16 protein-coding genes are annotated in these 12,258 nt (G+C 64.7%); 8 read left to right on the forward strand and 8 right to left on the reverse strand.

Annotated features, from left to right (window positions below; all coding sequences use genetic code 11):
- Positions 1-4: 4 nt before the first annotated feature.
- Positions 5-610: a cation transporter gene (locus BWQ93_RS15250; protein ID WP_058818126.1), complete on the forward strand. Its 606-nt coding sequence runs from the start codon at positions 5-7 to the stop codon at positions 608-610.
- 52 nt (positions 611-662) lie between these two features.
- Here BWQ93_RS15250 and BWQ93_RS15255 read toward each other — a convergent pair whose 3' ends face one another.
- Positions 663-1,085 carry a MerR family transcriptional regulator gene (locus BWQ93_RS15255; RefSeq protein WP_058818127.1) on the reverse strand — a complete coding sequence of 141 codons (423 nt, stop codon included), beginning with the start codon at positions 1,083-1,085 and terminating at the stop codon, positions 663-665.
- A gap of 55 nt (positions 1,086-1,140) precedes the next feature.
- On the opposite strand from BWQ93_RS15255, the gene BWQ93_RS15260 reads away from it, so the two are divergent.
- From BWQ93_RS15260 to arsH, 7 genes are all read left to right on the forward strand, one after another.
- Positions 1,141-1,776, forward strand: a complete 636-nt coding sequence (locus BWQ93_RS15260; protein WP_058818128.1) for a cation diffusion facilitator family transporter — start codon at positions 1,141-1,143, stop codon at positions 1,774-1,776.
- Positions 1,777-1,780: 4 nt separating this feature from the next.
- Positions 1,781-3,733 carry a cytochrome c/FTR1 family iron permease gene (locus tag BWQ93_RS15265; RefSeq protein WP_058818129.1) on the forward strand — a complete coding sequence of 651 codons (1,953 nt, stop codon included), beginning with the start codon at positions 1,781-1,783 and terminating at the stop codon, positions 3,731-3,733.
- A gap of 133 nt (positions 3,734-3,866) precedes the next feature.
- Positions 3,867-4,196 carry an ArsR/SmtB family transcription factor gene (locus BWQ93_RS15270; protein WP_058818130.1) on the forward strand — a complete coding sequence of 110 codons (330 nt, stop codon included), beginning with the start codon at positions 3,867-3,869 and terminating at the stop codon, positions 4,194-4,196.
- Positions 4,197-4,227: 31 nt separating this feature from the next.
- A complete protein-coding gene (locus tag BWQ93_RS15275; RefSeq protein ID WP_058818131.1) occupies positions 4,228-4,749 on the forward strand; it encodes an arsenate reductase ArsC in 522 nt (173 codons plus the stop codon).
- On the forward strand, positions 4,746-5,177 hold the full coding sequence (arsC, locus tag BWQ93_RS15280) for an arsenate reductase (glutaredoxin) (protein ID WP_058818132.1): 432 nt from the start codon (positions 4,746-4,748) through the stop codon (positions 5,175-5,177). Before BWQ93_RS15275 ends, arsC begins: the two co-directional genes overlap by 4 nt.
- A 10-nt stretch (positions 5,178-5,187) precedes the next feature.
- Positions 5,188-6,252, forward strand: coding sequence for an ACR3 family arsenite efflux transporter (gene arsB / locus BWQ93_RS15285; protein ID WP_058818204.1), 1,065 nt, complete (start codon positions 5,188-5,190; stop codon positions 6,250-6,252).
- A 5-nt stretch (positions 6,253-6,257) separates the two neighbouring features.
- Entirely contained in the window at positions 6,258-7,013 is a 756-nt protein-coding gene (gene arsH, locus BWQ93_RS15290) for an arsenical resistance protein ArsH (RefSeq protein WP_058818133.1), read from the forward strand.
- A gap of 27 nt (positions 7,014-7,040) precedes the next feature.
- Here the strand turns inward: arsH and BWQ93_RS15295 are convergent, their stop codons facing one another.
- From BWQ93_RS15295 to trbJ, 7 genes are read right to left on the reverse strand one after another with little or no spacing between them, the layout of a single operon-like run.
- Positions 7,041-7,262 carry a DUF2274 domain-containing protein gene (locus BWQ93_RS15295; RefSeq protein WP_058818134.1) on the reverse strand — a complete coding sequence of 74 codons (222 nt, stop codon included), beginning with the start codon at positions 7,260-7,262 and terminating at the stop codon, positions 7,041-7,043.
- Positions 7,259-8,488, reverse strand: a complete 1,230-nt coding sequence (locus BWQ93_RS15300) for a TrbI/VirB10 family protein (RefSeq protein ID WP_077031265.1) — start codon at positions 8,486-8,488, stop codon at positions 7,259-7,261. Before BWQ93_RS15300 ends, BWQ93_RS15295 begins: the two co-directional genes overlap by 4 nt.
- Positions 8,485-9,321, reverse strand: coding sequence for a P-type conjugative transfer protein TrbG (gene trbG / locus BWQ93_RS15305; protein WP_232314625.1), 837 nt, complete (start codon positions 9,319-9,321; stop codon positions 8,485-8,487). The genes BWQ93_RS15300 and trbG overlap by 4 nt, the downstream gene beginning before the upstream one ends.
- A complete protein-coding gene (gene trbF / locus BWQ93_RS15310) occupies positions 9,318-10,001 on the reverse strand; it encodes a conjugal transfer protein TrbF (protein ID WP_077032451.1) in 684 nt (227 codons plus the stop codon). Before trbF ends, trbG begins: the two co-directional genes overlap by 4 nt.
- Positions 10,002-10,005: 4 nt before the next feature.
- Complete coding sequence (gene trbL, locus BWQ93_RS15315; RefSeq protein ID WP_077031267.1) at positions 10,006-11,286, reverse strand: P-type conjugative transfer protein TrbL; 1,281 nt, start codon at positions 11,284-11,286, stop codon at positions 10,006-10,008.
- Entirely contained in the window at positions 11,283-11,606 is a 324-nt protein-coding gene (gene trbK-alt, locus BWQ93_RS21515; protein WP_083720934.1) for a putative entry exclusion protein TrbK-alt, read from the reverse strand. The genes trbL and trbK-alt overlap by 4 nt, the downstream gene beginning before the upstream one ends.
- Positions 11,536-12,252 (reverse strand): P-type conjugative transfer protein TrbJ, encoded by a 717-nt coding sequence (gene trbJ, locus BWQ93_RS15325; protein ID WP_083721202.1) that lies wholly within the window; start codon positions 12,250-12,252, stop codon positions 11,536-11,538. The genes trbK-alt and trbJ overlap by 71 nt, the downstream gene beginning before the upstream one ends.
- Positions 12,253-12,258 lie beyond the last annotated feature (6 nt).

Consider the following 12,258-nt stretch of genomic DNA (forward strand, 5'->3'; position numbering starts at 1 on the left):
TGAAATGATAGACAAGACAGGCAGCACCGACCGCGAAAAGCAGACCCTCCAGATCGTTCTTTTCCTGAACGCGGCGATCGCCATCGCCTTTCTCATAACCGGCGCGCTGGGAGATTCGAGCGCCCTCATCGCGAATGGCCTCGACAATTTATCGGACGCGGCGGTCTATGCCCTGAGCCTTGTCGCACTAAGCCATGGCATCAAATGGAAGACCCGCGCGGCTACAGCGTCGGGCGTTATGCTATTGATCTTCGCGGCCGGCGTCCTGTTCGATGTCGGGCGGCGCTACTTTCAGGGTAGCGAACCGATCGGCGCTACGATGATGATCATGTCGGCGGTCGCGGCGGTGGTGAACTATGCCTGCCTGAAGCTGCTTCAGCGCATTCAGAATCCCGACGTCAACCTTCGTGCGGCAACGACCTTCAGCTTCAACGACTTCGTTTCGAACGGCGGCATCCTGATCGCCGGCGTCCTCGTCTGGTGGCTCGGCACGAACTGGCCCGACTTGCTCGTCGGGTTCGCCACTGCGCTGATTGCCATCAAGGGCGGCATCGAAATTCTGCGCGATGCCCGAAAGGAGACTCGCGGCGCCGCAAGCGACGACCCCTGAATTTGAGAAATAACAAGGTGAAGACCGAATGATGAGTGCGAGGAAACCACCGCTAGACCGCGGACGGCAGCGTCGCCTCGATCGCCTCAATCACCCGGCAATCGGCTATGCGGCCGCCCTCACAGAGCTGGACGATCCGGGCGAGTTCTGCGCGAAGGCGCACCATGCGTTCCAGACGCTCGTCGACGTCGAGCAAATGTCGCGCCGCCAGAGCGCGAACCTCGGCGCAGTCCTGCTCGGGTCCTGCCGCGAGGGCTTTCAGTGAACGAATTTCGTCGATCGAAAATCCCAGCCCCCTCGCACTCCGGATAAACGCCAGGCGCCTGACATCCTCGGGACCATAGCTGCGACGTCCGGAGGCGGTGCGCGCCGCCGGTGGTAGAAGCCCGATGTCCTCGTAGAAGCGGATTGTATTGACCTTCGTACCCGTCCGGCTCGCCAGCGCTCCGATGGGAAGTCCTACCTCACGGCCCATATGCACCTCAGAAATGCCTTGCTTCTACAGCTACTGGAGAATGTAGGACAATGCGATGAGCGAAAGCAACGACAGTAACTGTGGCTGTACGGGCGATACCGTGCGTGCCGAGCGTGATCCCGCCTATCGACGGGCGCTCTGGATCGTGGTGATACTCAACCTCGGTTTCGGTGTGTGCGAAATCATCGGCGGCTTCATCGCCAACAGTCAGGCCCTCAAAGCGGATTCGCTCGACTTCATCGGCGACGGTTCGATCACTTTGGTGGGATTACTGGCGCTGGGATGGTCTGCTGCAAGCCGTGCACGGATCGCGCTAACCCAGGGACTGTTCCTCGGTGCGCTCGGGCTGGGAGTGATTGCCTTTGCCGTGGCGCGGGCCTTAAATGCCGAGCCACCCGAAGCCGAACTCATGGGCGTCATCGGCATAGTCGCCTTGGCCGTGAACGTGACCGCGGCGCTGGTTCTCTCGCGATTTCGGGACGGCGATGCCAATGTGCGGGCCATCTGGCTGTTCAGCCGAAACGATGCGATCGCGAATATCGCCGTCATCGTCGCGGCCATATTGGTCGGCTGGACGGGCAGCGCCTGGCCCGATCTTCTGGTGGCGGGCGTCATCGCCCTTCTCTTCCTGCATTCGGCCACGGAGATCGTGCGCAATGCACGCGCCGAGCTGCGCCCTTCGCAGGCATAGCAAAATGAGGGCATATTCCACGCTTCGGCGCGCTGCGGCAATCTTGCTTGCCATGCTGGTGCTGCTTCCGGCCGTGGCACGCGCCGACACGACGTCGGTGCAGACTACCTGGCGCCTGCTCGATTATGTCGCGGTGGACTATGGCGGTGCGGTACATGACGGCCGGGTCATCAGCCAGGCAGAATATGCCGAAATGCTCGAGTTCACCGATTCGGCCGCCGCGAATATTGCAGCGCTGCCACCCAAAGGCGCACGTGCGCAATTGGTGGCTGACGCGAAGCGGCTGAAGGCAGCCGTTGTCGCCAAGGAAAGCCCACGAGAAGTCGCACGGCAGGCCCGTTCGGTCGCAGCGGCGTTGCTCAACGCCTATCCGGTGCCACTTGCGCCGGCGCGCAGCCCAGATCTTGCGAGGGGCGCTACTCTCTATGGGCAGAATTGCGCATCGTGCCACGGCATGTCGGGCGATGGCCGCGGCCCCGATGCAGCCAGGCTCGATCCACCGCCGATCGCCTTTTCCGATGCTGCGCGCGCTCGCGAACGCAGCGTCTTCGGGCTTTACCAAGTGATCGAGCAAGGCCTCGACGGCACGGCAATGCAAAGTTTCGCCGACCTTCCTGCCGCCGATCGCTGGGCCCTCGCCTTCTACAGCGGCCGCTTCGCTTTCCGTGATACGACGCAGGGCGAGCGGATCTGGCAATCCGACGCTGGTGTGCGCCGCCTGGTGCCTGACATGCCTACGCTGACGGCAATGACGCCGGCGGCGCTCGGTGCGAAGATCGGACAACCGGAGGCCGACGCCGTGATGGCCTATCTCAGGGCTAATCCGCAGGCCGTCACGGGGTCGGGGGCTGGGTCGCTGGCGCTGGCGCGGGAACGGCTCGAGCAGAGCTTCGCTGCATATGCTGCGGGGAAGAGGCAGCAAGCCGGAGAACTTGCGTTGTCCGCTTATCTCGACGGGTTCGAACCCCTGGAACCGCTCCTCGCGTCGCGTGATGGCGCCCTGATGGCGCGGATCGAGACGGCGATGGGGGCAGTGCGCGCGGCCATCCAGAAGGGCGCGCCCGTCGCCGAGGTACGCCACGAGATTTCGGCGCTCGACACGCTCTTCACCGATGCCGAGCAGGTGCTCGCCCCCGAACAGGCGAGCAGCACGTCGGCCTTTGTCGGCGCCCTGACGATCTTGCTGCGTGAGGGCCTGGAGGCACTCCTCGTCGTCATCGCGATCGTCGCCTTCCTGCGAAAGGCCGAGCGCCCGGAGGCGCTGCGTTATGTGCATGCCGGCTGGGTTGCGGCCCTTGCCGCAGGGGGCCTGACTTGGGCGCTCGCGACCTATGCCATCGGAGTCAGCGGGGCGAGCCGCGAATTGACCGAGGGCTTCGGATCCTTGCTCGCGGCTGTCATTCTCCTGTCGGTCGGCATCTGGATGCACGGAAAGTCTCAGGCCGACCAATGGCAGCGCTATATTCACGCAAAGCTGAGCGCGGCGCTCTCGAAACGCTCGTCCTGGTTCCTGTTCGGGCTCGCCTTCCTGGCCGTCTATCGCGAGGTGTTCGAGACCATCCTGTTTTATGCGGCGCTGGCATCGCAGGGCAGTGGCGGGGCTGTCTTCGGCGGCTTCGTGACCGGCCTTGTCCTGCTGGCCGTCATCGCCTGGGCGATGCTCCGCTACAGTCAGCGGCTGCCAATCGGCAAATTCTTTTCGTATAGCTCTGCCCTCATGGCGGTGCTCGCCGCCGTACTGGCGGGCAAGGGAACGGCGGCGCTGCAGGAGGCAGGCATGCTCTCGGTAACGCCCGTGAGCGGCTGGCCTCGAGTAACGCTCCTGGGTATCTATCCGACGCTGCAGGTCATCCTCATGCAAGCCGCCGCGCTGGTCATCATAATCCTTGGCTTCTGGTATAATCGCCGGGCCATCGAAGCCGGGCGGCCTGCCAAAGCCGGCAATCAGTCTGCGTAGAATTGCGACACCCGACCGGTTGCCAACCCGCCCACATCCGCGTCATAGGCCGATTGTGGGCCTCGCCGAACCGACCCATCGCATATTCCCGATACAAATTGACAGACATGAACATATCGGATAATCCCGATGCATGCAAATTGATGCCGCCTTGTCCGCCCTCGCCGCTCTGGCGCATCCCACCCGCCTCGATGCCTTTCGCTTGATCGTCCAGAATGAGCCCGAAGGGCTATCGACGGGACAGCTCGTCGAAGCGTCGGGGCTCAATCAGAGTAGTTTTTCGACGCACCTCGCGGTTCTGGTGAAGGCGGGCTTGGTGATACCGGAAAAGCGCGGCCGGCAGATCATCCAACGAGCGGATATCGACGCACTTCGCGGCCTGATGCTCTTCCTCGCAAAAGACTGCTGCCAAGGACGCGCTGAACTGTGTGAGCCGCTGCTCGCCGAACTTGCCTGCTGCTGATCGGCCCATTCAGCGCTTGAGGGAGAAGTCGATGACCGACAAGATTTATAATGTGCTGTTCCTTTGTACCGGCAACAGCGCCCGCTCGATTCTAGCCGAAGCTCTGCTGAACCGCATGGGCCAGGGGCGGTTCCGTGCCTATAGCGCCGGGAGCTTTCCCAAAGGCAAGGTCCATGCACAGGCGCTCGCGCTTCTCGATGAGCTCGGGTTCGAGACCGAGGGTCTGCGCTCGAAAAGCTGGGACGAATTCTCGGGCCCGGACGCGCCCAAACTCGATTTCATCTTCACCGTCTGCGACAATGCCGCCGGCGAGACCTGTCCGGTCTGGCCCGGCAAGCCGATGACCGCGCACTGGGGGATCGAAGATCCCGCCGCGGTCGAAGGCCCGGGCCAGCGCGAAGCTTTCGAACGTGCGCTGCACTATCTCTCGAACCGGATTTCGCTCTTCCTCGCGCTCCCGCACGAAAGCATCGACGAGATGGCAATGGCGCGCAGGTTGAAGGAAATCGGCGGCATCGAGGGCGCGACTGGCGAGCGGGAGACAGGCGCATGACCGCCGACATCATTATCTATCACAATCCCGAGTGCGGGACGTCGCGCAACACGCTCGCGCTCATTCGCAACGCCGGCATCGAACCGCATGTCGTCGAATATCTGAAGACACCGCCGTCGCGAGCCCTGCTCGAGCGGCTGATCGAGCGCGCCGGTATCACGCCGCGCGAGCTCCTCCGCGAAAAAGGCACGCCCTATGCGGAACTCGGCCTAGGCAACCCCGATCTCACCGATGGCGCACTCATTGATGCAATGATGGCGCATCCGGTCCTCATCAATCGCCCGCTCGTCGTCACATCGCTCGGGGTGAAGCTCTGCCGCCCGTCCGAAGCGGTGCTCGACATCATCCCTGCCCGCCAGCTTGGCGCCTTCGCCAAGGAAGACGGTGAACAGGTGGTCGATGCCGGCGGCAACCGCGTCCATGCCTGAGGGGATCATCATGATTGCCGCAAAGCGTGAACGCCTGTCCTTCCTCGATCGCTATCTGACACTCTGGATCTTCCTTGCAATGGCGCTCGGCGTCCTCTTGGGATCGCTTTTCAAGGACCTCCCCGCTGCGATCGACGCGATGTCGATCGGAACGACGAATATCCCGATCGCCATCGGGCTCATTTTGATGATGTATCCGCCGCTTGCACGCGTGCGCTATGACGAGCTGCCGCGCGTGTTCGAAGACAAGCGCGTCCTAGCCATCTCGCTGATCCAGAACTGGATCATCGGGCCGGTGCTGATGTTCGCGCTCGCGGTCGTCTTCCTCGCGGACAAGCCTGAATATATGACTGGCCTGATCCTGATCGGTCTCGCGCGCTGCATCGCAATGGTGATCGTGTGGAACCAGCTCGCAAAGGGCGACAATCAATATGTCGCTGCGCTCGTCGCGTTCAATTCGATCTTTCAGATCCTCTTCTTCAGCGTCTATGCCTGGTTTTTCCTCACGGTCCTGCCGCCGCTCTTCGGCCTCGAAGGCAGCGTCATCGACGTCAGCTTCTGGACGATCGCCGAGGCGGTGCTCATCTATCTCGGCATCCCGTTTATGGCAGGATATCTCACCCGCAAATGGCTCGCCAGCGCCAAGGGCAACGACTGGTACGAGACGCACTTCCTGCCGAGGATCGCGCCGATCACCCTCGTCGCACTGCTCTTCACCATCGTCGCGATGTTCAGCCTCAAGGGCGGCGAGATCGTCACCATCCCCGGCGACGTCATCCGGATCGCGATCCCGCTGACCATCTATTTCGTCGTGCAGTTCCTCATCAGCTTCTGGATGGGCAAGCTGATCGAGGCTGATTATCCACGCACGACCGCGGTCGCCTTCACCGCCGCGGGCAATAATTTCGAGCTCGCGATCGCGGTCGCGATCGCCGCCTTCGGCCTCGCCTCGCCGGTCGCCTTCGCGGCGGTCATCGGCCCGCTTGTCGAAGTGCCGGTCCTCATCCTCCTCGTCAGCGTCGCATTCCGCCTCGGACGTCGCTGGTTCCCGGCGAGCGTTCCTTCACAAGTCTGAGTATCATGACAGAACAGACCCACAGCCGCCTGCGCGCGCTCTCCGACGCAGACCATTTTCCCGCATTGAGCCCCGAATATCTCCACGCACAGCCGGCGTTTGGTCTGGGGCCGCTCGATCCCGCGCCGCGCATCCTTCTTCTGTACGGATCGCTGCGCGAGCGCTCCTACTCGCGCCTCGTTGTCGAGGAAACGGCGCGTCTGCTCCAGCTTTTCGGCTGCGAGACCCGCATCTTCGATCCTTCCGACCTGCCACTGCCCGACCTCATCGCCGATGACGATCATCCCGCGGTCGAGGAACTACGCCAGCATTCGCTCTGGTCAGATGGCCAGGTCTGGTGCAGCCCCGAGCGCCACGGCCAGATCACCGGCATAATGAAAGCGCAGATCGATCACCTGCCGCTCGCCTATAGAGGTCTGCGTCCCACGCAGGGCCGCACTCTCGCCGTGATGCAGGTCTCGGCGGGATCGCAGTCGTTCAACAGCGTCAACACGCTGCGCATCCTCGGCCGCTGGATGCGGATGATCACCATCCCCAACCAGTCGAGCGTTGCCAAAGCTTATGCGGAGTTCGACGAGGCAGGCCGCATGCTGGCGTCGAGCTATTATGACCGGATTGTCGATGTTGCCGAGGAGCTGGTGCGGTTCACCGTGCTGACGCGCGGCCACGCCGACCAGCTTGTCGATCGCTATTCGGAGCGCAGGGATCGCAACGCCCCTATCCTGACACCCGCACAGCTGGCCAAATTGCCGGGGGCGTGATGTCTTGTGGCCGCGAACTGGTGCCGATCAGGATCGACGCCGCAGCTTGCCGAATTCGCGGTCACCGCTCATGAAGCGCTCGATCATCGGGGCAATCAGCCGCTCCGCCGGCAAAGGCTCGGGGAGCCCATTGGCCCTGGCATGGATGCGGGCATAGTCTGCAAGATCGCGCATAATGCCTCCCGACAGTTCAACCGTGACCTTGACCGGCCGATCCTCGGCGATGGGTCCGAGCCGCAGCTTGCTCATCGGGATTCGCCGCTGAAAAGCGGCTCCAGCACCAGGTCACGGGTTACGATGACCCGAAACGCGAAACCGGGACTGATGGTGATAGTGGGCGGTATGGCGAGTTGCCGGTCGACGATCTGCCGGCCGGTCTGACCGATCGAATCCTGCGATCCCGACCGGATCGCACGAACGAGCCGATCGTCGTCGTCCGCTCCGAGCTCGGCGCCGACACCGAGCAGCGTCGATATGAGCGCGGCCTTGAACATATGGCCCCAATGATAGTCGGTGCGATCCGCCAGCCCCGCCATTCCGCCGGCATCCGCTCCGGGGAGCCGGCCAAGTGCGATCGGGCGACCGCCGGGAAAGGTCAACCGATCCCAAGTCAGTAACACGCGATTCTGTCCCGCCACGATCTCGCTGTCATACTCCCCGATCAGGCGCGAGCCTTGGGGGATCAGGAGAATGCGTCCCGTCGGACTGTCATAAATATTCTGCGTCACCTGCGCTGTGATCTGGCCCGGAAGATCGGAACGGATGCCGGTGATCAGCGCCGCCGGAATGATATTCCCGGCCTGCACGACATAGGGCGAAGCGAGCGGGACGATGCGTTCGCCGCTGTCTGTCCGGCGCGGACCATCTGCCCTCAGAAAGGGACGAGCCGGGGCTTCTGCGCCCGATGGATTGATCGCCTGCGCCGCGGGCGGCGCAGGTTGTTCCGCGGTACTGGCCGAGGCGCTGCCTCCCCCGCTTGCCAGGAAAAGATTGCTGGAACGCGCCGCGTCGCTTTCCTGGATCCGGCGCTCACGCGCCTGATCCACCGCCCGCTGTCGTTGATCGGCCGGCGGTGGAACAGCCACCATGGGCGGCGGCGTTATCATCCCGCCCTCCTTCTGCGCTGAGACGATCGGTCGCCCGAGGTCACCGGGAAGCGGCGGCCCGAGTTTCGGAACCGCGCCATAATCCGCGGGCGCGCCCGTAATGACCTCCGAGCGGTTGGGGCGATCGGTCTCATAGAGATTCTTGTCGGCTTGGGGAGCAGGCGACCGCAGCGCCCAGAGCAGAGCACCGGCGATAGCAAAGCCTGCCGCGCCGCCGATAATCGCGAGCGTCCGGCGCGAGAGGCGCATGACAGGCGGCATCTCGCCCTCAAGCCGGAACCCGTCGGGGCTGGACGGCGCGACGGGGCGTTCCGCCGCCAGGGCTTCAGGAGGCGGTTCTGCCTTCCCTTCCCGTTCCGGCCCGCTCATGACCGCCCCCGACGGCGCTTGTCGTCGCGCTCGATTCGCACCTTCTTCGCGCCGCGCCCGTTGCCAAGCCGCAGTTCGGCGCGTTCGAACAGGCGGTCGACGATGAGGAACCGGCCTTGCACGCGGTAATTGACGAGCTCCGCACCCTCCTTGTCACCGAGCACGAAGAGCGGGGGCATATCGCCCTCGGCAATGCCGTCGCCAAACTCGACGAACAATTGGCGACCGTCGTCGAAGATGCGCAGCGGGCGCCAGGGCACCTTGTCGCCGCTGATCCGATAACCAAAATTGAGCGCCGCAAAGTCGATGCCGCCCGCAACGGGTGCAGCGCGCTCCCGCTCGGTTTCGGCCGCTCGCAATGCGATCAGCTCATCGGCCGGGTAGGACCAGCTGACTGCGGCCATATAGGTCGAAGGCGTCGCGCGCAGTTCGAGATGATAGGTGCGGCGGTTGGTGTTGATGACGAGGTTCGTCATGATGTCGGGGCGGGTCGGCTTGACGAGAATATGAACGCGCCGCGACGTACCGGCGCCGCTCAGCGTGTCGCCGATGACCCAGCGGACCGTATCGCCGGCGGCGACCGGTCCGGGTCCGACGAGCTCTTCACCTTCCTGGAGCGCGATGTCGGTGACCTGCCCCGGCGCCGTATAGATCTGGAACAGCGCGCCATCGGCCCAGGCATATTTCTGGATCGCGCCCTGGAAGCTCGCGCGATCGGGCTGAACGCGCGCCGCGTCATTGGCCCGGCCGACCTGTGTCTTGACATCGGAGGGGGCGGCGACCGCAGGAAATGCCAGCGCGGCTGCGGTCACAAGAAAGATAAAACGCGTCACTGGCTGAGCTCCTTCGACCAATTTACTGCGGTGACAAAAATTCCGAGCGGGTTGCGCCGCAGGGCATCGGGGGTGCGGGGCGGCTGAACCGTCACGGTGACGATCGCCGACCAGCGCGACGTTTCGAGAAGGCTGCCGTCCTGATAGCGGCGCTCGGTCCAGGCGATACGAAAGCTGTCCTTGGAGGCCCGGATCACGCTCGACACATCGACCGCGACCTGTCGTTTGCCGATCTCCGCGAAGGGATCGTTCAGCCTCGCATATTCATTTAGCGCCTGCGCGCCGCTCGCCGTGGTGAAATCATAGGCGCTGAGCCAGTCCTTGCGCAGCACCACCGGGTCGGCCGGAATCGACCGGACATGCTCGATGAAGCGCGCGAGATGGAAGGCGATTTGCGGATCGGTCGGCGACCAGTCGGCGTCTGCGGGCGCGACGGCCCTTGCCTCGCCGAGCTTGTCGACCTCGACCACCCAGGGCGTGATCGTGCCGCGCAGCGACTGCCAGACCAGAGCCGAGGCGAGGCCGCCTGACAGAAGCAGGGTGCCGAAAAAGGCGAGCCGCCAATTCTTCGCCTGGACGCGCGCCGAGCCGATGCGATCGTCCCAGACCTGCCCCGCGCGCTGATGCGGCGTGACCGGGACGGGCGAGATCCCATAATGATTGGAGGGCCTGCGGAAAATCATATCAATCCCTTTCGCTGATGTCAGGTGCGGAGCCAGCGCCGTGGCTATCGCCGCCCTTCAGGGTCTGCGCGCCGACCATCGCGCCCTGCGCGACCGCCTGCCGCTGCCGCATCGCGGTCGCCCACGCGGGCGGCGTGCCGGCAGCAGTTGCCGGCCCGGCCTTCGCCGCCTGACCCGCGCGGCCGGCCGCAAATTGCTCGCGGGTCCCCTCGGCGGCACGCCGAAGCGGGGACGCCGCAGCGCTCGCCGCCGAGCGCGCGACACTGGCGAGACCCGCACCGACCGCCTGCGCCCCGCTCTTCCCGGCCGCGCCTGCGGCGTAGGAGGCCGATGCGCTGCCCGCAGTGCGGGTAGCGCCAGCCGCAGCGCCGCGCGCAAAGGTGGCGGCGGCACCGGTGGCCAGCGTCGCACCCGCCGCGCCCGCGGCGAGCGTGGCGCCGGCGGCGACGGCCGTGCCGGCCGCAGCGCCTGCGCCGAGCTGGGGACCGCCCGCGACGATGCCATTGGCGATCGAAGGACCGAAGATACCGAGACCCAGCAATGTGAGCGCGCCAAGCGCGATCGCCATCACCTGCTCGATGTCGGGCTCGGCGCCAATCTGGGCACCCATGAAGCGATCGAAGAGGGTCGTGCCGATCCCGGTGATGACGGCGAGCACCAGCACCTTGATGCCCGAGGAGACGATATGGCCAAGGACGCGCTCCGCCATGAAGGCGGTGCGGCCGAAAAAGGCGAAGGGGATCAGAACGAAGCCCGCGAGCGTGACGAGCTTGAATTCGAGGATCGTCACGAAGACCTGCACCGCGAGGATGAAGAAGGCGAGGACGACGATCACCCAGGCGATGAGCAGGATCAATATCTGCACGAAGTTCGTGAAGAGCCCGATAGGCCCCAATAGGTCCTTGCTCGCATCAAGAAGCGGCTCCGCGGCATCGAGGCCCGTCGCCGCAACGACGCCCGGGCGCATGAAGTCGCCGATCGCCATGGCGCCGCCGCTTGCCTTCAGCCCGAGACCGGCAAAGCTTTCGAGCATGATTGTCGCCAGGCTCTGGAAATTACCGATGATGAACGCGAAGACGCCAATATAGAGCGTCTTCTTGACGAGGCGCTGAAGGACATCCTCGTCGGCGCCCCACGCCCAGAATAGCGCGGCGATCGTCACGTCGATGACGATGAGAGTCGTCGACAGAAAACCGACTTCGCCGCCGAGCAGTCCGAAGCCGCTGTCGATATAGGTCGAAAAGACCGACAAAAATTGGTCGATCACGCCCGTGTCGTTCATCGCTCGTTCCTCCGCTCACCGAAAAACCGGCGACGCTTCGCTTCCCATGCCGCTTCGCAATCGGGGTCGGCCGTCGTGACGGTCCGGCAGCGGCGAAGCCTATCGTCCGGCGCCGGGTGTGCGTCCGCCCCGGAGACCTGGGGGGCGGACGCACGAGGCGCGGGCGGCAGGGTCGCGGCGACGAGCGCGAGCGTCATGGCGATTCCGCCCAGCACTGCCGCGCCGCCGATCCTGGCCGCCCGGCCCATCTCAATTGCCTTTGAGGAAGCGGCGGAAGCGCTCGCGGCCTTCGGCCTCGGCAGCCGCCGCGCGGGCGGCATCGAGCATCTGTGCCCGCCCCTGCGCGGCGATCGCAGCGGCAAGATCACCGAGTTGCTGCGACTGGAGCGCGAGCAGCTGATTGCCCGCCTGTGCCGCCTGGAGGGCGCCGGCCGCCGACTGGCTCGCGGTCACCAGCGTCGTGATCGAGCGGCGCGCATCGCCCATATTGCCGACAACGCCCGCCTGGACCTTCATCGCATCCTGGAAGGCGCCGACGCTGTCGTTCCAGCGCGCCTCGGCATTGGCGACCATTTCCGCCTGCGTGCCCGTCAGCGCGCCGCCCTTGTAGCGCGCGTCGAACGCCTTCTGGATGTCGCCGACGTCGAAGGCGACCCGCTGCGCTTCGCCGAGCAGGGTGCGGGTCCGGTCGATCTGGCCTTGCAGCTCCTCGAGCGTCGAGACCGGCAAGCCCGACAGGTTGCGTGCCTCGTTCGCGAGCGACGTCGCCTGGTTCTGCAGCTGCTTGATCTGATTGTTGATCTGCTCGAGCGTGCGCGCGGCGGTCAGGATGTTCTGCGCGTAATTGCGGGGATCGTGGACGATCCCGCCCACCTGGGCCGCGGCCGGGGCGGACACGGCCGCAGCCGCGATACCGCACCCGGCGACGAGCAGCGCGGCGGCGCAATGGAAAATCTGGGTCTTCATGGTCAT

The organism is Sphingopyxis sp. QXT-31 (assembly GCF_001984035.1).
GTDB lineage: Bacteria > Pseudomonadota > Alphaproteobacteria > Sphingomonadales > Sphingomonadaceae > Sphingopyxis.

Bases quoted from the DNA above. Each gene is read 5' to 3' on its own strand.
- trbK-alt (WP_083720934.1), bottom strand. From the start codon at position 11,606: ATGCCGCCCGCGCGGCGGCTGCCGAGGCCGAAGGCCGCGAGCGCTTCC.
- BWQ93_RS15270 (WP_058818130.1), top strand. From the start codon at position 3,867: ATGCAAATTGATGCCGCCTTGTCCGCCCTCGCCGCTCTGGCGCATCCC.
- trbJ (WP_083721202.1), bottom strand. From the start codon at position 12,252: ATGAAGACCCAGATTTTCCATTGCGCCGCCGCGCTGCTCGTCGCCGGG.
- trbL (WP_077031267.1), bottom strand. From the start codon at position 11,286: ATGAACGACACGGGCGTGATCGACCAATTTTTGTCGGTCTTTTCGACC.
- BWQ93_RS15255 (WP_058818127.1), bottom strand. From the start codon at position 1,085: ATGGGCCGTGAGGTAGGACTTCCCATCGGAGCGCTGGCGAGCCGGACG.
- BWQ93_RS15265 (WP_058818129.1), top strand. From the start codon at position 1,781: ATGAGGGCATATTCCACGCTTCGGCGCGCTGCGGCAATCTTGCTTGCC.
- arsC (WP_058818132.1), top strand. From the start codon at position 4,746: ATGACCGCCGACATCATTATCTATCACAATCCCGAGTGCGGGACGTCG.
- BWQ93_RS15295 (WP_058818134.1), bottom strand. From the start codon at position 7,262: ATGAGCAAGCTGCGGCTCGGACCCATCGCCGAGGATCGGCCGGTCAAG.
- BWQ93_RS15300 (WP_077031265.1), bottom strand. From the start codon at position 8,488: ATGAGCGGGCCGGAACGGGAAGGGAAGGCAGAACCGCCTCCTGAAGCC.
- BWQ93_RS15275 (WP_058818131.1), top strand. From the start codon at position 4,228: ATGACCGACAAGATTTATAATGTGCTGTTCCTTTGTACCGGCAACAGC.
- arsB (WP_058818204.1), top strand. From the start codon at position 5,188: ATGATTGCCGCAAAGCGTGAACGCCTGTCCTTCCTCGATCGCTATCTG.
- BWQ93_RS15260 (WP_058818128.1), top strand. From the start codon at position 1,141: ATGAGCGAAAGCAACGACAGTAACTGTGGCTGTACGGGCGATACCGTG.
- BWQ93_RS15250 (WP_058818126.1), top strand. From the start codon at position 5: ATGATAGACAAGACAGGCAGCACCGACCGCGAAAAGCAGACCCTCCAG.
- arsH (WP_058818133.1), top strand. From the start codon at position 6,258: ATGACAGAACAGACCCACAGCCGCCTGCGCGCGCTCTCCGACGCAGAC.